20 protein-coding genes and 1 tRNA gene are annotated in these 22,835 nt (G+C 61.1%); 8 read left to right on the top strand and 13 right to left on the bottom strand.

What is annotated here, in order from left to right; translation table 11 throughout:
• Window positions 1-500: 500 nt before the first annotated feature.
• A tRNA-OTHER gene (locus tag ACXADQ_RS10305) sits at window positions 501-643 on the top strand.
• 109 nt (window positions 644-752) lie between these two features.
• Here the strand turns inward: ACXADQ_RS10305 and ACXADQ_RS10300 are convergent.
• The 6 genes from ACXADQ_RS10300 to ACXADQ_RS10275 form a co-directional block, all read right to left on the bottom strand.
• A complete protein-coding gene (locus ACXADQ_RS10300; protein WP_475319867.1) occupies window positions 753-1,163 on the bottom strand; it encodes a globin family protein in 411 nt (136 codons plus the stop codon).
• Window positions 1,153-1,563 carry a c-type cytochrome gene (locus ACXADQ_RS10295; protein WP_475319866.1) on the bottom strand — a complete coding sequence of 137 codons (411 nt, stop codon included), beginning with the start codon at window positions 1,561-1,563 and terminating at the stop codon, window positions 1,153-1,155. Before ACXADQ_RS10295 ends, ACXADQ_RS10300 begins: the two co-directional genes overlap by 11 nt.
• Window positions 1,564-1,631: 68 nt before the next feature.
• Complete coding sequence (locus tag ACXADQ_RS10290) at window positions 1,632-2,207, bottom strand: Tll0287-like domain-containing protein (protein ID WP_475319862.1); 576 nt, start codon at window positions 2,205-2,207, stop codon at window positions 1,632-1,634.
• A gap of 50 nt (window positions 2,208-2,257) precedes the next feature.
• Complete coding sequence (locus tag ACXADQ_RS10285) at window positions 2,258-3,751, bottom strand: ammonia-forming cytochrome c nitrite reductase subunit c552 (protein WP_475319858.1); 1,494 nt, start codon at window positions 3,749-3,751, stop codon at window positions 2,258-2,260.
• Window positions 3,752-3,760: 9 nt separating this feature from the next.
• Window positions 3,761-5,755 (bottom strand): FAD-dependent oxidoreductase, encoded by a 1,995-nt coding sequence (locus ACXADQ_RS10280; RefSeq protein WP_475319855.1) that lies wholly within the window; start codon window positions 5,753-5,755, stop codon window positions 3,761-3,763.
• A gap of 411 nt (window positions 5,756-6,166) precedes the next feature.
• On the bottom strand, window positions 6,167-6,673 hold the full coding sequence (locus ACXADQ_RS10275; RefSeq protein ID WP_475319852.1) for a tetratricopeptide repeat protein: 507 nt from the start codon (window positions 6,671-6,673) through the stop codon (window positions 6,167-6,169).
• 116 nt (window positions 6,674-6,789) lie between these two features.
• Here ACXADQ_RS10275 and ACXADQ_RS10270 point away from each other — a divergent pair, with 116 nt between their 5' ends.
• Entirely contained in the window at window positions 6,790-7,539 is a 750-nt protein-coding gene (locus ACXADQ_RS10270; RefSeq protein ID WP_475319849.1) for a rhomboid family intramembrane serine protease, read from the top strand.
• Window positions 7,540-7,665: 126 nt separating this feature from the next.
• On the opposite strand, the gene ACXADQ_RS10265 is transcribed toward ACXADQ_RS10270, so the two are convergent.
• Both ACXADQ_RS10265 and ACXADQ_RS10260 read right to left on the bottom strand, forming a co-directional pair.
• The gene (locus ACXADQ_RS10265) at window positions 7,666-8,460 is read right to left on the bottom strand and encodes an inositol monophosphatase family protein (RefSeq protein ID WP_475319847.1); all 795 of its coding nucleotides are present in this window, start codon (window positions 8,458-8,460) and stop codon (window positions 7,666-7,668) included.
• An 81-nt stretch (window positions 8,461-8,541) separates the two neighbouring features.
• On the bottom strand, window positions 8,542-9,447 hold the full coding sequence (locus ACXADQ_RS10260) for a LysR family transcriptional regulator (RefSeq protein ID WP_475319844.1): 906 nt from the start codon (window positions 9,445-9,447) through the stop codon (window positions 8,542-8,544).
• A gap of 95 nt (window positions 9,448-9,542) precedes the next feature.
• On the opposite strand from ACXADQ_RS10260, the gene metF reads away from it, so the two are divergent.
• Both metF and ACXADQ_RS10250 read left to right on the top strand, forming a co-directional pair.
• Window positions 9,543-10,409 (top strand): methylenetetrahydrofolate reductase [NAD(P)H], encoded by an 867-nt coding sequence (gene metF, locus ACXADQ_RS10255; protein WP_475319841.1) that lies wholly within the window; start codon window positions 9,543-9,545, stop codon window positions 10,407-10,409.
• A 66-nt stretch (window positions 10,410-10,475) separates the two neighbouring features.
• On the top strand, window positions 10,476-10,964 hold the full coding sequence (locus tag ACXADQ_RS10250) for a PaaI family thioesterase (protein ID WP_475319838.1): 489 nt from the start codon (window positions 10,476-10,478) through the stop codon (window positions 10,962-10,964).
• Here the strand turns inward: ACXADQ_RS10250 and ACXADQ_RS10245 are convergent.
• The 3 genes from ACXADQ_RS10245 to ACXADQ_RS10235 form a co-directional block, all read right to left on the bottom strand.
• On the bottom strand, window positions 10,961-12,016 hold the full coding sequence (locus ACXADQ_RS10245; protein ID WP_475319835.1) for a DUF2235 domain-containing protein: 1,056 nt from the start codon (window positions 12,014-12,016) through the stop codon (window positions 10,961-10,963). The genes ACXADQ_RS10250 and ACXADQ_RS10245 overlap by 4 nt on opposite strands.
• A complete protein-coding gene (locus ACXADQ_RS10240) occupies window positions 11,997-14,291 on the bottom strand; it encodes a xanthine dehydrogenase family protein molybdopterin-binding subunit (RefSeq protein WP_475319831.1) in 2,295 nt (764 codons plus the stop codon). Before ACXADQ_RS10240 ends, ACXADQ_RS10245 begins: the two co-directional genes overlap by 20 nt.
• A gap of 68 nt (window positions 14,292-14,359) precedes the next feature.
• Window positions 14,360-15,481 (bottom strand): type III PLP-dependent enzyme, encoded by a 1,122-nt coding sequence (locus ACXADQ_RS10235; RefSeq protein WP_475319828.1) that lies wholly within the window; start codon window positions 15,479-15,481, stop codon window positions 14,360-14,362.
• A 123-nt stretch (window positions 15,482-15,604) separates the two neighbouring features.
• On the opposite strand from ACXADQ_RS10235, the gene ACXADQ_RS10230 reads away from it, so the two are divergent.
• The gene (locus tag ACXADQ_RS10230; protein WP_475319825.1) at window positions 15,605-16,033 is read left to right on the top strand and encodes an Lrp/AsnC family transcriptional regulator; all 429 of its coding nucleotides are present in this window, start codon (window positions 15,605-15,607) and stop codon (window positions 16,031-16,033) included.
• 153 nt (window positions 16,034-16,186) lie between these two features.
• Window positions 16,187-19,084: a valine--tRNA ligase gene (locus ACXADQ_RS10225; protein WP_475319822.1), complete on the top strand. Its 2,898-nt coding sequence runs from the start codon at window positions 16,187-16,189 to the stop codon at window positions 19,082-19,084.
• 160 nt (window positions 19,085-19,244) lie between these two features.
• On the opposite strand, the gene ACXADQ_RS10220 is transcribed toward ACXADQ_RS10225, so the two are convergent.
• Window positions 19,245-20,042 (bottom strand): crotonase/enoyl-CoA hydratase family protein, encoded by a 798-nt coding sequence (locus tag ACXADQ_RS10220; protein WP_475319817.1) that lies wholly within the window; start codon window positions 20,040-20,042, stop codon window positions 19,245-19,247.
• A gap of 124 nt (window positions 20,043-20,166) precedes the next feature.
• Here ACXADQ_RS10220 and ACXADQ_RS10215 point away from each other — a divergent pair, with 124 nt between their 5' ends.
• Window positions 20,167-21,276, top strand: coding sequence for a pyridoxal phosphate-dependent aminotransferase (locus ACXADQ_RS10215; RefSeq protein ID WP_475319813.1), 1,110 nt, complete (start codon window positions 20,167-20,169; stop codon window positions 21,274-21,276).
• 49 nt (window positions 21,277-21,325) lie between these two features.
• Complete coding sequence (locus ACXADQ_RS10210; protein ID WP_475319809.1) at window positions 21,326-21,484, top strand: hypothetical protein; 159 nt, start codon at window positions 21,326-21,328, stop codon at window positions 21,482-21,484.
• Here the strand turns inward: ACXADQ_RS10210 and ACXADQ_RS10205 are convergent.
• Entirely contained in the window at window positions 21,481-22,686 is a 1,206-nt protein-coding gene (locus ACXADQ_RS10205) for a pyridoxal-phosphate-dependent aminotransferase family protein (protein ID WP_475319805.1), read from the bottom strand. The two genes, ACXADQ_RS10210 and ACXADQ_RS10205, sit on opposite strands and share 4 nt — an antisense overlap.
• Window positions 22,687-22,835 lie beyond the last annotated feature (149 nt).

Genomic DNA, 22,835 nt, shown 5'->3' with positions numbered 1-22,835 from the left:
ACATCCACGTCCCACCTATGCCATTTCGGGTTTCCCCGACCCTTCGCACCCCTCAATGCGTCGGGTAAGTGGCATCGCGCCCACGGGCGTCACATTCGACAGGATCGATCTTACACCACGGGATCGGACCCTGCCGTGCCTTGATCGTCAGACGATCACATCCCCGCGAGTTGATCAACAGGATTTTTTTCTGACCTTGAAGTTACCTTACGTCCGGCAACCCGCGTTTTGGCGATATTGTTTAATGAGACAACAGTCTAACCCGGTCCCTCCTGTCCCAAGTCATTTCCAGACCGGCAGACGCCGAATTTCCGCTTGGCGCGCTGCAACGCTGCGTCTATACGAGATGAAGCGTGCGGGCGTGGCGGAATGGTAGACGCATCGGACTTAAATGATTGAGTGCGCTGGTTGGAAACTCCAGCGTAGACCTGCTCAAATTCGGGGAAACCTGTCAAATGGCAATCCCGAGCCAAGCCCTTCGGGGAAGGTGTAGAGACTAGACGGGCAGCGCCTAAGGCTTCGGCTAGGGTGAAGGGATAGTCCAGACCACAAACGCCCCTCGGGGCGGCGGCGAAAGCCGTAGATGGTACGAAAATCCGTGGGGCATATGCCCGTGGGGGTTCAAGTCCCCCCGCCCGTACCAAGCCTTTTCAATCAGATATTGTCTGCCAGAATCGCGCAGAAATCGCCGCCCAGATATGACCGGCGTTTCACCAGGCCTTGACCCGGTGAAACAAGATTTCGGCCTGCGCTTAGGCGGCTTTCTGGGCCTCGATCATCACGCCCGCCAGGATGCCATAGGTTTCGGTCCAGGCGGCTTCTGCCTCGGGGGTGAAGTCATCACCTAGCCCCTTGCCAAGGGTATACAGAAGGGCACTGCCGACGACATCATAATGTTCTTCTTTGACGTCATAGGCTTTGTGGCGCGCGCCCAGTTCCTGGACGGCGGGCACGATGGCCTCCAGATCCTTCAGCCCGTTTACGGCCACGCCGATCATGGTCATCAGCTTTTTCTTTTGATCGGACATGTCCTCGGGGAAAAGCGAGCGCACATCCGGTGCGATTTCAAACAAGCGGTCATAAAATATGTCGGCTGCCGCATCCGCGATCGGCGCAACCTTTTTGAACGTGCCTTGGACCAGGTCAATCTGTTCAGGTGTCATTGTCTTCCTCATTGGTTTTTGGGGATCTGGCAGAGATGAAATCCTGGGCCGCATCGGCCCCACCGCTGGCCCAGACCATAAAGGCCAGTGCCAGGGCAAGTTCATCGTCGTCCAGAGTCGTGCCACCCCGCGGCGGCATGATCGAATAGGTCGGGCCGGTAAAGCCTGTCAGCACATTGGCAAACAGAACATCCACCCCTTTGTCGATCCGAGGCGCCCAGGCATCGGTCGATGTGATTTTCGGCGCGCCGATTGCCTTGTTGCCACCATGACACTTGAAACATGTCTTGCCCCAGATCTTGCGCCCTTGGGCAAGCGGTTCACTGGTGGGAACAGGCAACCGGCTTACCCTTACAAACCCTTTCAGGCCCTTCGGCGAAACGACGTCGGACAAGGTCATGTCACCAAGCGCCGCCCCGGGGAGTAGTCCCAAGGCGACACAAAGAGTGGTGGCTTGCCCCAGGCGCATCATCCGTCCATCGGGATGCGAATGACGACACCGCCCATGACATCACCCGCCTCGAAGTCGTTTTTCGGGGTGTCTTTGTGGTCGTTGTGACATTTGTAGCAGGCCGGCGCGACAGCGACGTCCGGATAGACGGCTGTGAAATAGGTTTCACCGCCCAGTTCTTCTTCGCCATAGAAGTTCTCGCCAGGATTTTCGGCGATGTATTCCAGGCCCTCTTTTTCAAGCGGAGTCGTGGGCGCGTTCTGTTTGTTGATCGGCCACAGCGACAGCAGCGAATAGCTGAACGCATCGGTTTCCTCGGCCACCATCTCGGCGCCGAAACGGAACATCTGAGCAGGCAGGACCAGCGCTTTGTCGTCGATGAAATGCTCCGAAGCTTTGATCACGCCTTCTTCGTTCTGAAGACGGTTCACGATCATCTTGGTATAGACCGTACGGTCCGAACTCATCACCAGGTGCAACAGGTCAGATACCGTCTGGTATTCCATCCCTTCAGCCTGAACTGCGCCAGCGGTGGTGCCAGCAAGTGCAAGGCCTGCAACGGCCCCTTTGATTTTCCCTGAAAACTTGGCCATATGTTTATCTCCTGTGCCTTTCTGTGGGTTGCAGGTGCGTGGGCAGCCGGTCAATCGGTGCTAACGGAGGCCGGTTGCTCCACGCGGTTAATAGCCCAATCGATGCTTTCGATATGGGCAATGGGATGTCCCGAGAAGTTGTTGGCGATCAGCGCCGGATCGGCCAGCGCGTCGATGGCAAAGCCAAGCCCATGGCAATCCATACAGACCGCGCGGATCATCTTCTCGTTGGGGCGAAGGGTGTCGTTTTGATTGTGATTGGTCAGAACGTGCTTTTTCTTGATTTCGCTGGGCATGTGGCAGCTGGCGCAAGTAACGCCGGATCCGGCAGGCAGATCGCCGGACAGTTCTTGCTGCCAGAGCTCGAAATGTGGGCTGGACTGATAGGCCAGGCTGTGATCGTCCGCGTGACAGGACAAGCACCCATCAACCTGCGCATAAGTCAGATCCTGCGCGTGCGGTTTGTGGCAGGAATTGCAGGTTACGGTTTGATCCATCAGCTCGGGTGCCAGGGCAACCCGCGCCTTCGCCGTCGACATTTGCGGTGCGGGGGCGGGATCTTCCAGATAGGCCTCGATCGTTTCGACCATCTCTGGCGAGGGTTTCTTGACGCCAAGCTGCTTGAGCATGGTCTTGGTTTTTCGGGGCTTGGCGATATCTGGGTGACGGCTCATGCCATGGCGACCGCGAGCAAAGGTCTTGGCCTGGGCCTTGTGACAAGAGGCACAGGCCTCTTCGCCCGGTTTCTCGATCCAATCTGACAGCACCGCCGAGGCAGTCTCGGCCTTGGGCGCATGGCAGCTTTTGCAGGTCACATCGGCGCTGGCATGGGCCGATCCGGCCCAATGTTCGGCCACAACGGGGTCGTTGGCCTGCTCTGGTGCGTTGACCGAGGCCAGGTAGGTCTGGATCTCGGACATGTTCGGGCGCTCGCGTTCCCGCGACATCGCGCGGGCGGGGGATACCGGAACGGGATGAATGTCTGGCTGGGCTGCGTGTTTCACCAGGTAGTCTTCGTACAAAGCCCGGTTATCGTGATAATTGTGGCACCCCGACGAGGCGCAGGTGTCAAAGGTCAGTTCCGCATGCGAGGGCCGGTTGACGCGCACATCCTGGTCACCCTGGGAATGACAGGCAACGCAATAGTCGCCCGGCAGGGTCAACAACCCGGTCAGCGTGATTTCCGGTTCGTGCTCCGAATGGCATGTGGTGCAGAACCGCGCATCCACCTTATCCCAATAGGCCGCCATACGCGGGTTTTTGAACTTCTTGATCGGATGGCTGTCATTCGCTGCCTTCAGCTCTTCTTTGTGGCAGGTCACACAGGTTTTATTCAGGTTTTTCTTAATCTTAGCCTGGCTTGCAAAGGGTTTTGCGGTGTGGCAGGTCTCGCACGCTATTTCCAGTTGATGATGCACGCCATCCGTCTGACCCGGCAGCAGGCTGGTGCGGTCCCCGGCGATATAGATCCGGGTCACCGCCACGCCTGCGATGGCCAGCGTACCGGCCACCCACAAGATCCAGAGAAGTCTGTTCAAAGTCATTCATCCGCCTCAAAATGCATAGGACGCCAGTACGTGAACCGTGATCAGCACAGGCAACGGCCAAACGACGAGGATATGGAGCCAGACGGGAATCCGGCGAAACGGCTTTCTGGCAGATCCGATCTGGCGGGCGCGCAGCTCGTGATCTCCGCCGGTTGCCAAGCCCGACAGCGCGCCCAGACCGATGGTCGCAAGAAACCCAAACGCAAGCCACAGGTTCAGATTGCTGCCCAGGCTAAACCCGGTATGGGCCGCGAACCCGGCCAGCGCGAGGCCACCGATCACCAGGTGAACCAGCCGCCAGATATCGTAGGATCCCAGCCGGTCAAAGAAGCGGATGCGTTTGCGCAGCCCGATCACAAAGGCGCCCAGCGTCACGGCCAACAGGATAAAGCCGCTCCATTGTTTCACGATATTGTCGCGCCAAAGCCAGACACGCAGGCTTTCGGCGTCATAGCTGCTGGGAAGCGGCACAGCCCCCAGCAATATTGGGATCAACGCCCCCAGAGTCGCCAGACCCGACAGACCTAGCAGGGTTTGCCAATGCCGCACTGGTTTGGGCGGTGCCCCGGAATCCAACAGCTCTTCGAGCAGGGGATGACAGGACCCACACACGGTGCCCGCCCCGGTTTCCAGCCCCAGAGCCGGGACGCTTTTGTGTCCGCAATCGCGCGCCTTGCGCAATTGGCCGCACGAGACCTCGGTGCAGTTGCAAATGATCGAGTCATCCGACATTTCGTCAACCGACACGGGCGCGTCTGACCAGATGTCACCGCTTCGACGGAACCGGTACACCATCCAGGGATACACGGTGGCATTGGCCTGCACCGCGTCCTGAACCCGGTTGGCCTGTTCCCACTTGCCAACAGCCAAAGCGCCGACCAGCTTGCCCCGGTCAATGAACACACGCCGATAGTTGGACCCGTCAGACCACACGTGGCTGCGAATACCGGGGGCGGCCTCTAGGGTCTCGATTTCCCCGGCCGAGAACACATCCGCGCCGATTACCTTCAGTTTTGTGGTCGGGCTGGTTTCTTGAAAAACGGCCGTATCCCCAACGATCTGAGCGGCCGCGACATCAGCCTGCGCGTATCCGGGCCCGACCAGACCATACACCCGCCCGGCGTGCTCGGTGCATTCCCCGACTGCATAAATGTCCGGGTCACTGGTGCGCATCTGGTCGTTCACCACAATTCCACGCGAAAAGGCCAACCCGGCGCCCTTTGCCAATTCGATGTTTGGCCGTACACCAGTGCAGATAATGACGGTGTCCGTGTCCAGGAACGTACCGTCGGCCAGCTCGATCCGTTCAACTTTGTGCGATCCCTGAATGTGACGCACCGCTACGCCGGTGCGCACGTCGACGCCGAGTTCGCGGATTTTCTCTGCCAGGATCTCGCCCGAGGCCAGATCCAACTGCCGCGGCATCAGACGGCTTTCGTGTTCGACAACTGTCACCTTGGCGCCATGCTTGCGCATGCCCCGCGCGGCCTCTAGACCCAGCAGTCCGCCCCCGATCACCACAACATGTCTGGCCGAAATCGAGCGCGCCAAAAGCGCCGAGGTATCGACCGCCGTCCTGAAAGTGAATACGCCCGAAAGGTCTGCGCCCGGAATGGCAGGCACAAAGGCATTCGAACCGATGGCCAGGATCAGCTTGTCATAGGACCAGATACGCCCATCGGCGGTAACGAGGGTCTTGTCTTCCCTGTTTACACGCTTCACCGTTTGACCCACTTGAAGCGAAAATCCTTCGACCTTTGGCGGCGCGATCGCGATCTCTCCGAACTGCACATCCCCGCCCAGCAATGGGGTCAACCGCACCCGGTTATAGGGCTGGTAGGGCTCGGCGCTCAGGACGACGACCGGAATGTTTTGCCGCGAAAGAATGGTCGCACAACGCATCCCGACAGGACCACCACCCACCACTATGACGGGTGCCTGACCTTGCGATTCAAGGCCGGTTGGGGTGTCCAGAACAATGGATGCGTCGGCGTTAGGCATGAGCATATCTCCACAGGAACCACCTCGTTTTCACGAAATGGCAGGTGAGAGCGTCATTGCCCTTTGATGGGTCATCGACCCAGATGCGCGAAGTTGCACCGACATTGCTGCAGTCGCGAAATCTATCGTGCGAGCGCAGAAAAACAGGTCAACCAGATTTGGCGTGCTGACAGAATTTGCCGATTTCTTGACTAAAAATTTTGGTCAGAGGGCGCTGATAGCCCAAAGAATACGCATCGCATGAACGAAAACCGCGACCTTTGCTGGGTGGCGACGGCGCAAAAAGAACCGGGTTCTTTTCGATTCCCCATACCGTCTGAGCCCGAAAAAACACGCAGCGCTTCGCGATGGTGCCGACTTGCCGATCCGACGCCGCGCGCCCATTGGGCACCCCAAGCGATCACTATGTTGCTACAGCTCTTCCCCTTTCAAAGAAGGCAGCAAATGCCGTTCAGGCAACCAAGGGTTCAGCTTCAGGGCTTCTTCCAATACCGCCCGGCCCGCTTCGACCTGCCCTAACCCGATCAGGGTCAACGCCTTGCCGGACAGAGCCCCAATATGGGACGGAGACAGGCGCAACACCTGATCCAGATCGGCCAGCGCCAGCTCATATTCCTGGCGCAGGAACCGAACAAAGGCACGCTGGTTGTACCCTTCGGCATACTCGGGACAATAGCCGATCAACCGGTCAAACTCCTGAATTGCCCCCAGGAAATCATACACCCCCCGCTTGCGCATTCCGCTGTCCAGCAATTCCTGCGCGGCCGCATCTGGCGCCTTGGTCCAAAGGGCCCACATTCTGTCCGAGATCACCCGCCCGTCGGCCTCGCTCGTTGTGGCTTGGGCGTCCGCGATCAAGGCCGCCAACGCCTGCGTATGATCCAAGGCTGGCGGACAGGCCCAAGCGGGCGCCCCCATCAAACTTGCTGCAATGACCAAAGCGTAGCGCATAGCCAAATGATGGGGCGATTCCGATCCCGGTCAAGTCACCCAACGACCTTGACCCGCCCCTCAAAACGATCAATCGTGCGCCCATGTTCCCGATCCGAGACCACAACCCGTCCCAAGGCACTCCGTTCGTCACCTACGCGCTGATCGTGGTGAATGTGGCCGTGTTCCTCAGCTATGTCAGCCTGTTTTCCGAGCCTCGCGCCCTAAACGCCTTCTTTGCCGACTGGTCCCTGATCCCGGCCAATATCGCCCAAGGCTATCGCTATGATACCCTGTTCACCACGATGTTCCTGCACGGAGGCTTCATGCACCTGGCCGGCAACATGCTGTTTCTCTGGATTTTCGGCGACAACATGGAAGAAGAGATGGGCCATGTCGGTTTCCTGCTCTTCTATCTGGCCTCTGGTCTGGGCGCAGCCCTGGCCCATGTGATCTCGGCCCCCTATTCCATGGTCCCCACCGTCGGGGCCTCGGGCGCCATCGCGGGCGTGATGGGGGGCTACCTGCTGCTCTTCCCCAAAGCCAAAATCGACATCCTGCTGATCCTGATTATCTTTTTCCGCATCTTCTCGATCCCTGCCTGGGTAATGCTGGGCCTGTGGTTCGCCCTGCAACTCTTCTCGGGCACCGGGGCCGACCCGGAAACCGGCGGCGTCGCCTATTGGGCCCATGCCGGCGGCTTTGTCATCGGCTTCCTGCTGACCCTGCCTGTCTGGCTGAAACGCGGCGGTCCCGACTACTGGAACCGCACCCAGGGCCATCCGCCCCACCCCGAGGCCGAATACCGCTTTGCCCCGTCTTCAATCCCGACAGTGAAACGCCGTCGCAAATAGCTTTTTCTTGGCCCCAATACCCCGGGGTGAATGCGCGCAGCGCAGAGGGGCAGCGCCCCTCACCCCCGAGGCCGCACGGCCGAGATATCCGCGCGCGCGTCAGCGCGCCCCAATGGATCAGGAAATTCAGTCGCGGGCGCGCACGATCTTGGCGAACCGGTCAAAGATGTCACCGTTCGCGGCAATAATGTTGCCATTCTTCAGCGGGTCATGCCCGTCGCGGATCGGGCCGACCATACCACCGGCCTCTTGCACAATCAGATACCCTGCTGCCAGATCCCAGATGTTCAGCTCGCGTTCCCAATAACCGTCATAGCGCCCAGCCGCGACATAGGCCATGTCCAGCGCGGCCGACCCAAAACGACGCACGCCGGCGCATTCGGGCATGATCCGCGCCAGGTCTTGCAGGGTCGCTGGCAGCGTGTTCTTGCTCGCAAACGGGATACCGGTGGCGAACACCGACTCGATCATGCGGGCACGGCCCGACACGCGCAAACGGTTGCTGTCGTTCAGCCAGGCGCCCATGCCTTTTTCGGCATAGAACATCTCGTCTTTCGCGGCGTCATAGATCACGCCCGAAACGATCTGGCCCTTGTGTTCCAGCGCGATCGAGATCGCCCAATGTGGCAGGCCGTGCAGAAAGTTGGTGGTGCCGTCCAGCGGGTCCACGATCCAGCGGCGGGTCGGGTCCTGGCCCTCGATCTCGCCACCTTCTTCGGCCAGCCAGCCATAGGTCGGACGCGCGCCCAGCAGCTCGTCTTTCAGGATCGCCTCGGCGGCCAGATCAGCCTTGGACACAAAGTCCCCGGCGCCCTTCATCGAGACCTGCAGATTTTCGACTTCGCGGAAGTCCTTGACCAGCGAACGGCCCGCCTTGCGCGCGGCCTTGATCATGATGTTGAGATTCGCACTGCCCTGCATCGGTCGGCTCCTGAGTATCCAAGCCGCGCCTATACCCCCCGACGCCCTGTTTGCCAAGGGCAAAGCGCTGATTGTTCGGTGTTATTGACGTTGTAATTTCACGGCTTCGGTGCGGGCCAGCCTTGTGAAATGCGCGAAATAGGGCCGCGTGGCGTCTTCGGATCGGACAGCGGCATACAGACGCCGGTTGAGCCCGTTCTTGGTGATCGGACGGGTGACATAGTCCGAGTTATATTTCACCTCGCGCACCACCCAATCAGGCAGAACCGCAACGCCCCGGTTCGAGGCAACGAACAGCAACATCATTGGGGTCAGTTCGACCCGGCGGATGGCGGCGGGTTCGATCCCTGCCGGTTCCAGCAACAGTTTGAAAATATCAAGGCGCGAGCGGTCCACCGGATAGGCAAACAGCGTCTCGCCCCGAAAATCCTCGGCCTCGACATAGTCTTTCTGCGCCAGTGGATGCTGCGCCGAGGCGATGAAAACAGGCGAATAATCAAACAGCGGAATGAATTCGACGCCGGGGATATCCTCGGGGTCGGACGAGATCACCAGATCAACCTCTTCCTTGACCAGTGCAGGCAGCGCGTCAAAGGCCAGGTTGGGACGAATGTCGATATCAACGTCCGACCAGGCCTTGCGGAACTGCTCGAGCACGGGGAACAGCCATTCAAAGCAGGCATGACATTCGATGGCGATATGCAGCCGCCCCGCCTTGCCCGAGATGATTCCGTTGAACTCTTCCTCGAGTCGGGCAAGCTCGGGCAGAATGTTATCGGCGGTGCGCAACAGACGCATCCCGGCGGCCGACAGTTTCAGCGGTTTCGAGCGGCGCACGAACAGCTCGACCCCGGTCTGGTCCTCCAGGTGCTTGATCTGATGAGATAAAGCGGACTGGGTGATGTTCAGCTGTTCAGCAGCGCGGGCCATGCCGCCGGCCTCGTGAATGGCTTTGACGGTGCGCAGATGGCGGATTTCGATATGCATTATGAGCGGGACTCAAGTTGACCTTTAGTTTTATGAAGTTGTCTCACAAAGCGGAATCTGCGACAAGGGGGACCACCTTAGATATGGATAGACCGATGACCGTGCCTGCGATTTCTTTCGAATTCTTCCCGCCTCAGAACCTCGAGGCGTCGTTCCGCCTGTGGGATACTGTGCAGGTTCTGGCCCCGATGGCCCCGCGCTTCGTGTCTGTGACTTACGGTGCGGGCGGCACCACCCGTGATCTGACCCGCGATGCCGTGGCCACGATCCACAAGCATTCGGGCCTGAACGTCGCGGCGCACCTGACCTGCGTGAACGCCACCCGCGAAGAAACCCTGGCCATCGCCGATCAGTTCGCCGAGGCCGGTGTGACCGAAATCGTGGCGTTGCGGGGCGATCCGCCCAAGGGCACCGGCGCGTTCCAGCAGCACCCCGATGGGTTCGCCAGCTCGGTCGAGCTGATCGAGGCCCTGGCCGAGACCGGCAAATTCAAGATCCGCGTGGGCGCCTATCCTGAAAAGCACCCCGAGGCCCCCAATGGCGCTGCAGATGTGGACTATCTGAAACGCAAATTCGATGCGGGCGCGGACGAGGCGCTGACTCAGTTCTTCTTCGAGGCCGACACGTTCTTCCGGTTCCGCGATGCCTGTGAAAAGGCCGGGATCGACAAGCCGATCATCCCCGGCATCCTGCCGATCGAGAACTGGAAAGGCGCGCGCAACTTTGCCCGCCGTTGCGGCACTGATGTGCCCGCATGGCTGGACGACGCGTTTGAAAAGGCGGCCCGTGACGGGCGCGAGGATCTGCTGGCCACTGCCTTGGCGACCGAGCTGTGCAGCGACCTGATCGAGGGCGGTGTGGACAGCCTGCATTTCTACACGCTGAACCGCCCCGAGCTGACCCGCGACGTGTGTCACGCCCTGGGTGTTGCGCCCAAATCCAGCCTGGAAAACGTTGCGTAACGCCCTCTTGCCTGTCTGATCGCTCCGCGCCACCATTCACATGCGAATGATGAACGGAGACGCGCGATGCCGGTACGCAAGGTGGCTAAATCAGCAGCGGATTTACCCTCGCAGGACGAAATGCTGTCCATGTCGGGGCTGGAAACCATGCAGAAAATGGTGCGGGGCGAGATCGCAGGCCCAGCCATTGCCCACCTGATGGGATATCGTCTGGCCGAGGTCGAAGATGGCCGCGTGATCTTTCGCGGCATCCCTGAATTTGAGGTTACCAACCCGATGGGCACGGTTCACGGCGGCTGGTATGGCACCCTGCTGGACAGCTGTATGGCATGCGCGGTGATGACCAAGGTGCCCAAGGGAAGTGTCTATACCACGTTGGAATATAAGATAAATATCCTGCGCCCGATCCCCTTGGGCACCGAAATCGAGGCCATTGGCCTGGCCCAACATGTGGGCCGTTCAACCGGGATCGCCAATGGCGAAATCCGAGGGGTGGAGGATGGCAAGCTGTACGCCACAGGCTCGACCACCTGTATCGTGATGAAAATCCGCTAGGCGGGGCGGGCAACACTGGGCCCGTTCACCTCGGGTGCTACGGTTTCATGCAAACGCTCGGAGGGATCAGCCCCGACAATCCGCTTGCGGCGCAGAAGGAACAGTTTCCCCACCCCGCGCCAGGTTCCCATCCGAGGGGCCTGCGCATCGCAGGGGAACTGGGCGCGCCATCCCTCGGGCAGCGGTACATCGCAGGCGGCCAGCTTTTCCAGCATCCAGACCAGTGGAATATTCGACAGGGGACGCGCCTGGGGGAATTTGCCGACCTGTCCGCCGACATCCCCATGGCTGCCCGTGAACCAGACCTGCTCGATATGGCCGGGATAGTCATCACTGCTGTCCCACATCACAGGGGCAAAGGCCTCGCGGGATTCGTTCAGGGCCAGAGCATGAAAACCGTGTTTGATCGAATGCCCCAACGCATGATCATGGAACGAGTGATGCGGCTCGGACCATTTCCACAGCACCGGCAGGCGCAGGCCCAGCGATTTCACCGTGTCCCAGACGCCGACCATCTCAATCTCGACCCGGTCATGACAATAGTGTCGGGTGAAGGTCCGTGACGCGTCGCTACCGCGCGTCACCTGATAGTGGCGATAAGCCTGCGTGACCTGACGTTCCGTGGCATGTTCGGGCCGCAACAGGCCGACGCTGTCAATCACCCCCGCCAACGAGCGCACGGCAAAGGCCCCGCGCGAATAGCCCAGCAGGATGATCCGATCACCGGGGCGATACCGGCTGGCCAGATAGCCATAGGCGCGGCGAATCTGGCGATTAATCCCGCGCCCCATCATTACGTCCAGCGTTTGACGCCAATCCTCCCATTGCAGGCCGGATTCGTAATACAACGAGACGGGCGCCCCGACCTGGGACAGCAAACGATAGGTCAGGCCCGCATTGGTTTCGCACCCGGGCACCAGGGACGAGGCCGTGCCGTCCAGAATGATGACATGGGTCAGCGCCCCGCGCGTGTCGGGGCGGGGGGCCGGTTGCCCCTCGCGCAGGCCGGGCCAGATGCGGCCCAGCAGACGTTTACCCAGTCGTTTTAGCATCCTCCAGATACTCCCAAACTCGAAGTGGGGTCAGTGGCATGTCCACATGATGCACCCCGCGATCCCACAGCGCATCCAGCACAGCGTTGGTTGTTGCGGCCATTGATCCGACCGTTCCGGCCTCGCCGCAGCCCTTCATCCCCATCGGATTCGCGGTCGAGGGCACGGGTTCCGTATCAAACGCGATGAACGGCATGTCCCCCGCGCGCGGCATCGCGTAATCCATGAAGGTCGCGGTCAGCAATTGGCCATCCTCGTCATAGACCGTGTGCTCCATCAGCGCCTGGCCAGCACCTTGAACGACACCGCCATGAACCTGGCCTTCGGCCAGCAAGGGGTTGATCAGATTGCCAAAATCATCGACCACCGAATAGCGCACCAGATCGGTCTTGCCGGTTTCAGGGTCTACCTCGACCTCGGCCACATGGGCGCCATTGGGGAAGGAGCGCGCCGGCAGCGTGGCGCGTTCTTCGTGCACCAACAGATCGTCTCGCCCATCTGCGCGGGCCATCTGCGCCGCCTCCAGCATCGTTGGGGTCATGTTCGACCCCGGCGCGCGGAAGGTTTCATCGTCAAAGCTGACATCTTCGGGCGCGACCCCCATTTTGTCGGCCAGATAGGGCGTGAAAACCTCGATCATTTTACCGACGGTGGCCAGCGTGGCGTTGCTTTGCGTCGTGACCGAGCGGGACCCGCCCGTGCCCCCGCCCTGTTTGATGCGGTCACTGTCGCCCTGCACAACCTGGATCAGATCCAAAGGAATGCCGGTCTGGTCGCTGAGAAACGTGGCATAGACCGTTTCATGGCCCTGCCCGTTCGATTGCGTGCCGACATAGATGGTCACGGTTCCGTCCTTGTTAAACTCAACCTTGGCCCCCTCGGAAGGATCGCCCAGAATACTTTCAATATAGTAACACAGTCCCAGACCACGCAATTTGCCCTGTGCTTCACTTTGCTGTTTGCGCGCCGTGAAGCCGTCGCGATCTGCCAAATCGGCCACGCGGTCCAGCACACGGGCGAAATCGCCCACGTCATAGGTTTCACCTGTCGCGGCCTTATAAGGGAACTGCTGGGGCTGGATGAAGTTGCGCTTACGCAGCTCCCACGGGTCCACACCCAATTCGCGCGCGGCCATGTCCATCAGGCGTTCCAGAACATAGATCGCCTCGGGGCGGCCCGCACCGCGATAGGCATCCACATAGATCGTGTTGGTATAGAACCCTTCCACATGCAGGAACGTGTCCTGCACATCATAAGTACCCATCAACACCCGCGAGAATAGCTGCGTCTGGATGATCTGCCCAAAGTTCGAGTTATACGCCCCAAGGTTACAGAGCGTTTTCACCCGGTAGCCGATGATCTTGTTCGCCTCATCGAAGGCCAGCGCGGCGGTGCTGACCAGATCGCGGCCGTGGTGGTCGGACAGCATGGCCTCGGTCCGGTCCGACATCCAGCGCACAGGGCGCCCCAGCACCATCGCGGCATGGCCCAGCGCATAGTATTCCGGGTAGGCGGGGGATTTCATGCCAAAGCCACCCCCAACATCGGGATGGGTGACACGCAATTTGTCAGGGTCCAGCTTTAGCGCCCGCGCGATCTGCGCCTTGGGTCCCCAGACCCCCTGCCCGTTAAAGCTGATATGCAGGCGATCCCCATCATATTCGGCAAAACACCCCCGAGGCTCCATCGCGTTCACGATGACACGGTTGTCGCCAATCTCCATCTCGACCACACGCGCGGCGCGCTCAAAGGCGGCTTGCGTCGCGGCCTCGTCCCCCATCGACCAGTCGAAGGCCTGATTGTCCGGCACATCGTCATGCAGCGCCTCGCCACCCGGGGCCATGTCCATCTTGGCGGGCAGCTCGTCGAAATCCAGCTCGATCAGTTCGGCCGCATCGCGGGCCTGATCCAGAGTTTCGGCAAAGATCATCGCGATGGGTTCGCCGACAAAGCGTAGCTTGTCCAGCGCCAGAATGGGCCGCGCGGGGCTGGCCGCGTTGGACCCATCGCGGTTTTTCACGGTGATGCCCCAAACCGATCCGGTGATCCCCGCCGCCACCAGATCGGCACCGGTCAGCACCAGATGCACGCCTTCGGCCTCGAGCGCGTCTTCGACATTCAGCGTCGTGATCTTGGCATGCGCCACGGGCGAGCGCAGCACAAAGCAGCGCAACGCTCCGTCTGGCGTCACATCATCTACATAGCCACCATGACCGGTCAGAAATCTGGCATCCTCGACCCGTGTGATTGGCTGGCTTTTCCCGAACTTCTCCATCGCGCGCCCTCTCGCTTCCCTCAAAAACGAGAGTAGCCCCCCAATTCGCCCTGTCCAGAGCCTTGGGCCTAAAGCGACGCAACGGTGATCGGATCCCCCACGCCATATCCGTTGAACCGCGTCGCAATGGCCAGCGAATAGGCCCCCATTCCGGAAAACAGCACATAGTCACCCTCGGCTGTGTCGTCGGGAAAGGCGATGGGATCAGGCAGCTTATCCAGGCTGTCACAAGTGGGTCCGAACGCAACACGTTTGACCGGCTGACCACTGCGCGCCGTCCCGTCCGGTGCCCTCACCTGCACCCGGTCATTGCCGCAAATATCGCGCAATTCAGACAGCGCGCCATAGATGCCATCGTTCAGAAACACTGCTCCGTTGGGCCGCAGCGCCTTGATCCGCGTGGCCAGTGTGAAGGCCTCGGCCACCATTGCGCGCCCCGGTTCGCATACCAAGGCCGGTGACACCCGGAAATGCTGCGCCACAGCCTCGCCGATCCGCTGGAACACGCGTTCCAGATCCGGCGCTGGCCCCTGCCAATGCGAGGCAAATCCACCCCCAACATTCAGCCGGTCCAGATCGACCCCCGCGCGCTGCGCCACCTCGGCCGCGACGCGGATATAGCTCACCCAGGCTTCGGGGTCGCGACATTGCGTGCCCGGATGAAAAGTGATCGCGGGCCGATGCCCCCGGCGCACCACCTCTTGCAGCAACGCAACTGCGCCGTCCGCCCCAACGCCGAATTTCTCACCGAAATCATACGCCGCCCCAGCGACAGGCAAAGCCAGCCGCACGCTTACCTCAATCGGACCAAGCGGCGCCAGCTTTTCAAGCTCGCTTAGGCTGTCGACCGAGGCGGACACGACCCCAAAGCGCCGCGCGGCCTCGACCTCTGCGGGGGTGCGCACCGGGTTGTTGTAGTGCAAGGCCGCGTCCGGGCTAAGGGCACGCACCGCTTCCATCTCGGCGGGCGAGGCCACATCAAACCCCTCGACCCCGGCCGCCAACAGGTTCACCAGCACATCCGCCCGGCTGTTGGCTTTGACCGCATAGGTCACCATCCCCGGAAAACCGGTCAGAAACCGGCGCGCCTGCGCCTGCAAACTGGCCGGGCTGAAATACATCACCGCATGGTCTGGGCGATGCCTGCGCAAATGCGTCAACGGGTCTGGCCATAGGGGGTGCACATGCATGGGGTCTCTCCTGTCTCTGTCGGCCGTCCGCCGCTCTTCTCTATGCTGGCGCAATCTTTGGTCGATTCAGACAGTCACATCGCCTATAATGACGATAGGATTCATCTAAATGACCAAACTAGCATGCAAAACGACAAAACTGATACAGAACTCCTGACCCTTCTGGCCCAAAACGCCCGCACACCCGTGGCCACCCTGGCCCGCAAACTTGGCCTGGCGCGCACGACCGTCCAGGCGCGCCTGGAGCGTCTGGAAAACAACGGCACGATCGCGGGCTACACGCTCAAACTCGGCGCCAGCCAGCACACCCGGTTGCAGGCCACCGTCCTGCTCAGCGTCGAACCCCGCAGCAGCGCCGCCGTCCTGGCCCGCCTGAAACCTCTGCCGCAGATCCGCACCGTCCACACCGCCAGCGGACGCTTTGATCTGATCGTCAACGTCACCGCAAACACAACCGAGGAACTGGACACCGTATTGGATCACATCGGCGATGTTCAGGGCGTGCGCGGCTCCGAAAGCCTGATCCACCTCTCGACGAAACTCGACCGCTGACCCGGGCGCCCACCCGAGGAGAAGGCCAAAGGCCGCCGACGAGATATCCAGCGCGTGCGTCAGCACGCCCCTTTTGGGACAAGCCGCTTTCCCTTCGCGGCCCAATTCGCTAGACGGGTCCGCAAACGGAAAATCTGACGCGAGTTCTGGATCATGGCGATGGAAAAGACCTTCAACGCGGCCGAAGCTGAAAACCGCCTGTACGAGGCATGGGAAAAGGCTGGCTGCTTTACTGCGGGCGCGAATGCAAAGCGCGCGGAAACCTTCTGCATCATGATCCCGCCGCCCAACGTAACGGGCGCCCTGCACGTGGGTCACGCCTTCAACAACACGCTGCAGGACATCCTGATGCGCTGGCACCGGATGCGCGGGTTCGACACCCTGTGGCAGCCCGGTCAGGACCACGCAGGCATCGCCACCCAGTTGCAAGTCGAAAAGATGCTGGCCACCCAGGGCAACGCCGGCCGGCGCGAGCTGGGCCGCGACGCCTTCCTGGAGAAAGTCTGGGAATGGAAGGGCCAGTACGGCGACACGATCATCAACCAGCTCAAACGTCTGGGCTCGTCCTGCGATTGGTCGCGCAACGCCTTCACCATGTCCGGCGCTCCCGGAGCCCCCGAATCCGATCAGCACGGCAACTTCCATGACGCCGTGATCAAGGTCTTCGTGGAAATGTACAACAAGGGCCTGATCTATCGCGGCAAGCGTCTGGTCAACTGGGACCCGCATTTCGAAACCGCCATCTCGGATCTGGAGGTCGAAAACATCGAGACCCCCGGCCACATGTGGCATTTCAAATACCCGCTGGCGGGCGGTCAGACCTATGAATACGTCGAAAAAGACGAAGACGGCAACGTCACCCTGCGCGAGACCCGCGATTATATCTCGATCGCCACCACCCGGCCTGAGACCATGCTGGGCGATGGCGCCGTGGCCGTGCACCCCTCGGACGAACGCTATGCGCCCATCGTGGGCAAGCTGTGCGAAATCCCGGTGGGCCCCAAGGAACACCGTCGCCTGATCCCGATCATCACTGACGAATACCCCGATCCCGATTTCGGCTCGGGCGCGGTGAAAATCACCGGCGCGCATGATTTCAACGACTACCAAGTGGCCAAGCGCGGCGGCATCCCGATGTACCGCCTGATGGACACGCGCGGCCACATGCGCGCGGACGGCAGCGACTATGTCACCTGTGCCACCCGCGCCCAGGAAATCGCAGACGGCGCTGATTTCGCCGAGATGGAAGTCGACGCGCTGAACCTCGTGCCCGAAGAATACCGCGGTCTGGACCGGTTCGAGGCGCGCGAACTGGTCGTCAGCCAGATCACCGACGAAGGTCTGGCCGTCACGACGACCAAGACTCGCAAGGATGTTGAAGGCAACGAGATCGAAGTCATTGTTCCCTATGTGGAAAACAAACCGATCATGCAACCCTTCGGCGACCGTTCCAAGGTGGTGATCGAGCCGATGCTGACCGACCAGTGGTTCGTGGAAACCTCGAAAATCGTGGAACCCGCGCTGGAGGCCGTGCGCACCGGCAAAACCAAGATCATCCCGGAATTGGGCGAGAAAACCTATTACCACTGGCTGGAAAACATCGAGCCTTGGTGCATCTCGCGCCAGCTGTGGTGGGGGCACCAGATCCCGGTTTGGTTTGATGACGAAGGAAACCAATACTGCGCCGTCACCGAGGCCGAAGCCATTGAAATGTCGGGGGGCAAGTCGCTCACCCGCGACCCTGACGTTTTGGACACCTGGTTCTCCTCGGGCCTCTGGCCCATCGGCACGCTGGGCTGGCCCGAACAGACGGACGAACTGGAAAAATACTTCCCCACCGACGTGCTGATCACCGGCTTTGACATCCTGTTCTTCTGGGTCGCCCGGATGATGATGATGCAGCTGGCCGTGGTCGACGAAATTCCCTTCCATACCGTGTACCTGCACCAGCTGGTGCGGGACGAGAAGGGGAAGAAGATGTCGAAAACCACCGGCAACGTCATCGACCCGCTGGAGATCATCGACGAATACGGCGCGGATGCGCTGCGGTTCACCAATGCCTCGATGGCTGCCATCGGCGGCGTGCTGAAATTGTCCGAGGACCGGATCAAGGGCTATCGCAACTTCGGCACCAAGATCTGGAACGCCACCCGTTTCGCCGAAATGAATGGCGTCTACGCCAACGGCGCGCCCTCGTCCGAGCTCCCCACCGCCACTGCGACGGTGAACAAGTGGATCATCGGCGAAACCGCCCGCGTGCGCGAAGTGGTGGACGAGGCGCTGGAGGCCTACCGCTTCAACGACGCGGCCAACGCTTTGTACGCTTTTGTCTGGGGCAAGGTCTGCGATTGGTACGTAGAATTCTCTAAACCCCTGCTGCTGGACGGCTCGGACGCGGAAAAAGCCGAAACCAGCGCCGTCATGGGCTGGGTTCTGGACCAATGCCTGATCTTGCTGCACCCGATCATGCCCTTTGTCACCGAAGAGCTGTGGGGCGTCACTGGTGAACGACCCAAAATGCTAGTGCATGCCGATTGGCCCGAATACAGCGGTGCCGATCTGATCGATGCGGGCGCCGACACTGAAATGAACTGGGTCATCACCCTGATCGAAGAGGTCCGCTCGGCCCGCGCGCAAATGCACGTGCCTGCAGGGCTGTATGTGCCGATGATGGTGACCGGGCTGGACGACGCAGGCAAAGCGGCCTGGGCCAATAACGAGGTGCTGATCAAACGCTTGGCCCGGATCGACAGCCTGACCGAGGCGCAGGACTTCCCCAAAGGCACCGCAACCATCCCCGTGGACGGCGGCACCTTCGGGATACCCCTGGCAGATATCATCGACGTCGACGAAGAAAAAACACGCCTAACCAAAGGCTTAACGAAACTGGCCAAGGAACTGGGTGGCCTGCGCGGACGCCTGAAAAACCCCAAATTCGTCGAAAGCGCGCCCGAGGAAGTCGTAGCCGAAACCCGCGGCAACCTGGCGCTTAAGGAAGCCGAAGAGGAAAAACTGAAACTGGCGCTGGCCCGTCTGGAGGAACTGGGCTGATCAAAGATCAGCCTCGCCTGCGGCGGGCGGGGGGCCGGCCTTCGGCCGGCCGGGCTCAGCTATCTGACCTCACCCTTTCTTTGCTCGTGCAAATACTCCGGGGATGAATTGGCCATAGGCCAAGAAGGGGCAGAGCCCCTTCCCACTCCCCTCCATGCGGCTAGCGTTCCGATCCAAACTTCGGGGTGCGTTTCTGCATATTGGCCATGATCACTTCGACCTGATCCGGCTTGCCCATCAGGTTGGCTTGTTCACGGCTTTCCTCCATCAGCACGGCGGGTTCGTCTGCTCCGCTTTCGGCAAAGGCGATCAGGCGTTTGGCCGCGCGCAGGCCCGAGGGGCTTTTGAGCGCAAGCTGCTCTGCCAACTCCGTCGCTGTGGCCAGCGGGTCCTCGGACAACTCGGTGACCAGACCAATCCGGGCGGCGTCCTCGGCGATGATTTGATCGGCCGTATAGATCAGTTTGCGCACCACGTCCGAGCGCAGCAGGCGTGGCAGCAGCACCATCCCGCCCATATCCGGGACGATGCCCCATTTCATCTCCATCACCGACAGGCGCGTTTCAGGGTGGGCGATGCGTATGTCCGCCCCCAACGCCAATTGCAGCCCGCCTCCAAAGGCCACCCCGTGCAGCGCTGCGATCACGGGCACGGGAACCTGTGTCCAGACCATGGCGACCTGCTGGAACAGGTTGCAGTTCCCATGCGTCCGAGGAACCAGCAGCTCGACCGGGTCAGACCCCGCATGCGCCGTGAAATTCGAGGTATCCAGCCCAGCGCAGAAGCCCGGCCCTTCACCCGTCAGGATCACCACGCGCACATCTGCGTTGTCCACCAGGCTTTCCCCGGCGGCAACGATCGCCTGGATCATCTCGGCATCCAGAGCGTTCATCTTGTCCCCGCGCGTCAATGTCACGCGCGCGATGTGGTTTTCGATCTCGACGGATACGCGGGCCATGGTCTCTCCTCCTGTTTTGCGGTCAGTATCGGCCAAACCCGTTCAAAATCCACCGGAACGTAGGGGCAAGTCCCGGTGCTTGCCACGGCTTGCCACGCTCGCGCAAACGCGCTTATCTGGCCGCATGACCGGACCTCGCTATACCCCGCTTTGTGCCTCTTTGCCCGCCACTGTGCCCTTTGTCGGCCCCGAAACGCAGGAGCGCGCCCGCGCCCAGCCCTTTGTTGCGCGATTGGGGGCGAACGAGAATGTATTCGGCCCCTCGCCGCGGGCAATCGCAGCAATGGCCGAGGCTGCGGCGGATCAATGGATGTATGGCGATCCGGAATCCTATGATCTGAAACAGGCGCTGGCCGCACATCACGGCGTTGCGCCGGAAAATATCGTTGTGGGCGAGGGCATCGACGGGCTGCTGGGATATCTGGTGCGGATGCTGGTCGCCCCCGGCGATGCAGTCGTGACCTCGGCCGGGGCCTATCCAACCTTCAACTATCATGTCGCCGGGTTCGGAGGCGTGCTGCACACCGTGCCCTATGCCGGGGATCACGAGGATCCCACGGCCCTGTTTGCCAAGGCTGCCGAGGTTGACGCCAAGCTGGTCTACCTAGCCAATCCCGACAACCCGATGGGCACCTGGCACCACGGGTCGGATATCGTCGCTGCGATGGAAAACCTGCCCGAGGGCACCCTGTTTGTGTTGGACGAGGCCTATGTGGAATTCGCCCCCCAAGGCACAGCCGCCAAGATTGATATCAACGATCCGCGCGTGATCCGAATGCGCACCTTTTCCAAGGCCTACGGGATGGCGGGCGCGCGTGTGGGCTATGCTTTGGGAGCCGAGCCGCTGATCACCGCCTTCAACAAGATCCGCAATCATTTCGGCATGAACCGCGCCGCGCAGATCGGAGCGCTGGCGGCTTTGGCGGATCAGGATTACCTGTCCCAAACCGTGGCCAATGTGGCGGCGGCGCGCGCGCGTATTGACCAGATCGCCCGGGCGAATGGGCTTAGCACCCTGCCCTCGGCGACCAATTTCGTGGCCATTGATTGCGGACAGGATGGAGATTTTGCCCGAAAGGTCCTGGACGAATTGGTGGCGCGGGGCCTGTTCGTGCGCATGCCCTTTGTCGCGCCCCAAGACCGCTGCATCCGGGTCAGCGCGGGCCGGCCACAGGATCTGGACCAGCTGGAAGTGCTGCTTCCACAGGCACTCGGTGCCGCGCGCGCTGGCTGATCACAGGCTTTTCATTCTTTGCTTACCCGTCTCGTGCTAGGCTGACAGCATGAGAGAAGCACCCAATTATACCAACGCAGCCCTGGTGATGGGCTTCGTCAACCTGCTGTGGTTGCTGGGCCTGATCTGGGTGGTCTGGGGCTTGCCTGCCGTCCTGTTAACCGGTTTGGGCCTGCACACCCTGATCAACCGCCTGTCACCCCACTAGGGTTTCGCACCATCAGCCATCACTGCCGCCGCCGCCGCCAAAGCGCCCGCGCCATGCGGGATTTCCAGCGCGGTCAATCCGGCCTCGATACAGCCCAGCATCCCCATCACCATCTGCGCGTTCACGTGGCCCATATGGCCGATACGAAAGAACCCGTCGCCATTGGGGTCACCCTCTTCGGACATGCCCAGGCCGATGCCCAGGGTCATGCCTGCCTCGTGCTGGACCCATTCGCGCAGCTGCGTCCCCAGCGGCGCCCCCAGCCGCAACGAGGTCACCGCGTGGCTGCGATGCACGGGATCAGCGACGTTCAGGCTCATCGGTCCGCCCTGTCCCCAGGCATCGGCAGCAGCCCAGATCGCACGGGCCAGCGTGGCGTGGCGCAGCCAGACCTGCTCCATCCCTTCGCTGTGCAGCATGTCCAACGCCACGCGCAGACCATAGAGGTGATGCGTCGGCGGAGTGCCGCCGAAATACTGATAGAAAATCTCGGGGGCGGTGCGCGGCCCCCAATCCCAATACCGGCTGACACGCTCCATACCGGCGCGCACGGTCGCTGCGCGGTCGCTGAAGAACACAAAGCTCAGCCCCGGCGGCACCATCAGCCCTTTCTGACTGGCGGCGACCATCACATCGACGCCCCAGGCATCCATTTCGAACACGTCGCAGGCCAACGAGGCAATGCAGTCCACCATCAACAGCGCCGGATGCCCCGCCCCGTCCAGCGCGGCGCGCAACCCGGCGATATCGTTGCGCACCCCCGAGGACGTATCGACATGGGTGGCCAGCACGGCCTTGATCTTGTGGTCGGTATCCGCGCGCAAGGCCGCTTCGATCTGATCCAGGTCGAAGGGCGTCTGACGCCCAAAATCAAGGATCTGCGGGTCAGCGCCCAACCCCACGGCCATATCCGCCCAGCCATGCCCAAACCGGCCCGTTGCGGGCACCAGCACCCGATCACCGGGCGCGATCACGTTGGACAGGGCTGCCTCCCACGCGCCATGACCGTTCGAGATATAGATCGCGACCTCGTGGCGGGTGCGGGCCACGCGTTTCAGATCGGCCACAAGCCCCCCCATCATGTCGACCAGCTCGCCCTCGTAGATATTGGGCGCGGTGCGATGCATCGCCCGCAGCACCGCCTCGGGCATGACCGAGGGGCCGGGAATGGCCAGATAATGCTGTCCGTTTGCAAGGCTCATGGGAACAACTCCGTGATAGTGACCAATCGAGCGTATTCCTCTGCGCGGCAGCGTCAATTCCGCAATTCCACGGTGGCCCCCTAACGTCGCGAAATGCCCATGCTTGCACCCATGGGCCTGCTCACATAAAACTCGGCCGGAACCGTAGC

Source organism: Thalassovita sp. ABM4_323 (genome assembly GCF_056158665.1).
This window is presented reverse-complemented; position numbering and strand designations above follow the sequence as displayed.

Excerpts from the sequence above, each read along its gene's own strand:
- ACXADQ_RS10215 (WP_475319813.1), top strand. The coding sequence starts at position 20,167 with ATGACCGGACCTCGCTATACCCCGCTTTGTGCCTCTTTGCCCGCCACT.
- ACXADQ_RS10245 (WP_475319835.1), bottom strand. The coding sequence starts at position 12,016 with ATGCTAAAACGACTGGGTAAACGTCTGCTGGGCCGCATCTGGCCCGGC.
- ACXADQ_RS10300 (WP_475319867.1), bottom strand. The coding sequence starts at position 1,163 with ATGACACCTGAACAGATTGACCTGGTCCAAGGCACGTTCAAAAAGGTT.
- ACXADQ_RS10265 (WP_475319847.1), bottom strand. The coding sequence starts at position 8,460 with ATGCAGGGCAGTGCGAATCTCAACATCATGATCAAGGCCGCGCGCAAG.
- ACXADQ_RS10270 (WP_475319849.1), top strand. The coding sequence starts at position 6,790 with ATGTTCCCGATCCGAGACCACAACCCGTCCCAAGGCACTCCGTTCGTC.
- ACXADQ_RS10210 (WP_475319809.1), top strand. The coding sequence starts at position 21,326 with ATGAGAGAAGCACCCAATTATACCAACGCAGCCCTGGTGATGGGCTTC.
- ACXADQ_RS10285 (WP_475319858.1), bottom strand. The coding sequence starts at position 3,751 with ATGACTTTGAACAGACTTCTCTGGATCTTGTGGGTGGCCGGTACGCTG.
- metF (WP_475319841.1), top strand. The coding sequence starts at position 9,543 with ATGACCGTGCCTGCGATTTCTTTCGAATTCTTCCCGCCTCAGAACCTC.
- ACXADQ_RS10260 (WP_475319844.1), bottom strand. The coding sequence starts at position 9,447 with ATGCATATCGAAATCCGCCATCTGCGCACCGTCAAAGCCATTCACGAG.
- ACXADQ_RS10280 (WP_475319855.1), bottom strand. The coding sequence starts at position 5,755 with ATGCCTAACGCCGACGCATCCATTGTTCTGGACACCCCAACCGGCCTT.
- ACXADQ_RS10225 (WP_475319822.1), top strand. The coding sequence starts at position 16,187 with ATGGCGATGGAAAAGACCTTCAACGCGGCCGAAGCTGAAAACCGCCTG.
- ACXADQ_RS10240 (WP_475319831.1), bottom strand. The coding sequence starts at position 14,291 with ATGGAGAAGTTCGGGAAAAGCCAGCCAATCACACGGGTCGAGGATGCC.
- ACXADQ_RS10235 (WP_475319828.1), bottom strand. The coding sequence starts at position 15,481 with ATGCATGTGCACCCCCTATGGCCAGACCCGTTGACGCATTTGCGCAGG.
- ACXADQ_RS10220 (WP_475319817.1), bottom strand. The coding sequence starts at position 20,042 with ATGGCCCGCGTATCCGTCGAGATCGAAAACCACATCGCGCGCGTGACA.
- ACXADQ_RS10250 (WP_475319838.1), top strand. The coding sequence starts at position 10,476 with ATGCCGGTACGCAAGGTGGCTAAATCAGCAGCGGATTTACCCTCGCAG.
- ACXADQ_RS10275 (WP_475319852.1), bottom strand. The coding sequence starts at position 6,673 with ATGGGGGCGCCCGCTTGGGCCTGTCCGCCAGCCTTGGATCATACGCAG.
- ACXADQ_RS10230 (WP_475319825.1), top strand. The coding sequence starts at position 15,605 with ATGCAAAACGACAAAACTGATACAGAACTCCTGACCCTTCTGGCCCAA.
- ACXADQ_RS10205 (WP_475319805.1), bottom strand. The coding sequence starts at position 22,686 with ATGAGCCTTGCAAACGGACAGCATTATCTGGCCATTCCCGGCCCCTCG.
- ACXADQ_RS10290 (WP_475319862.1), bottom strand. The coding sequence starts at position 2,207 with ATGGCCAAGTTTTCAGGGAAAATCAAAGGGGCCGTTGCAGGCCTTGCA.
- ACXADQ_RS10295 (WP_475319866.1), bottom strand. The coding sequence starts at position 1,563 with ATGACCTTGTCCGACGTCGTTTCGCCGAAGGGCCTGAAAGGGTTTGTA.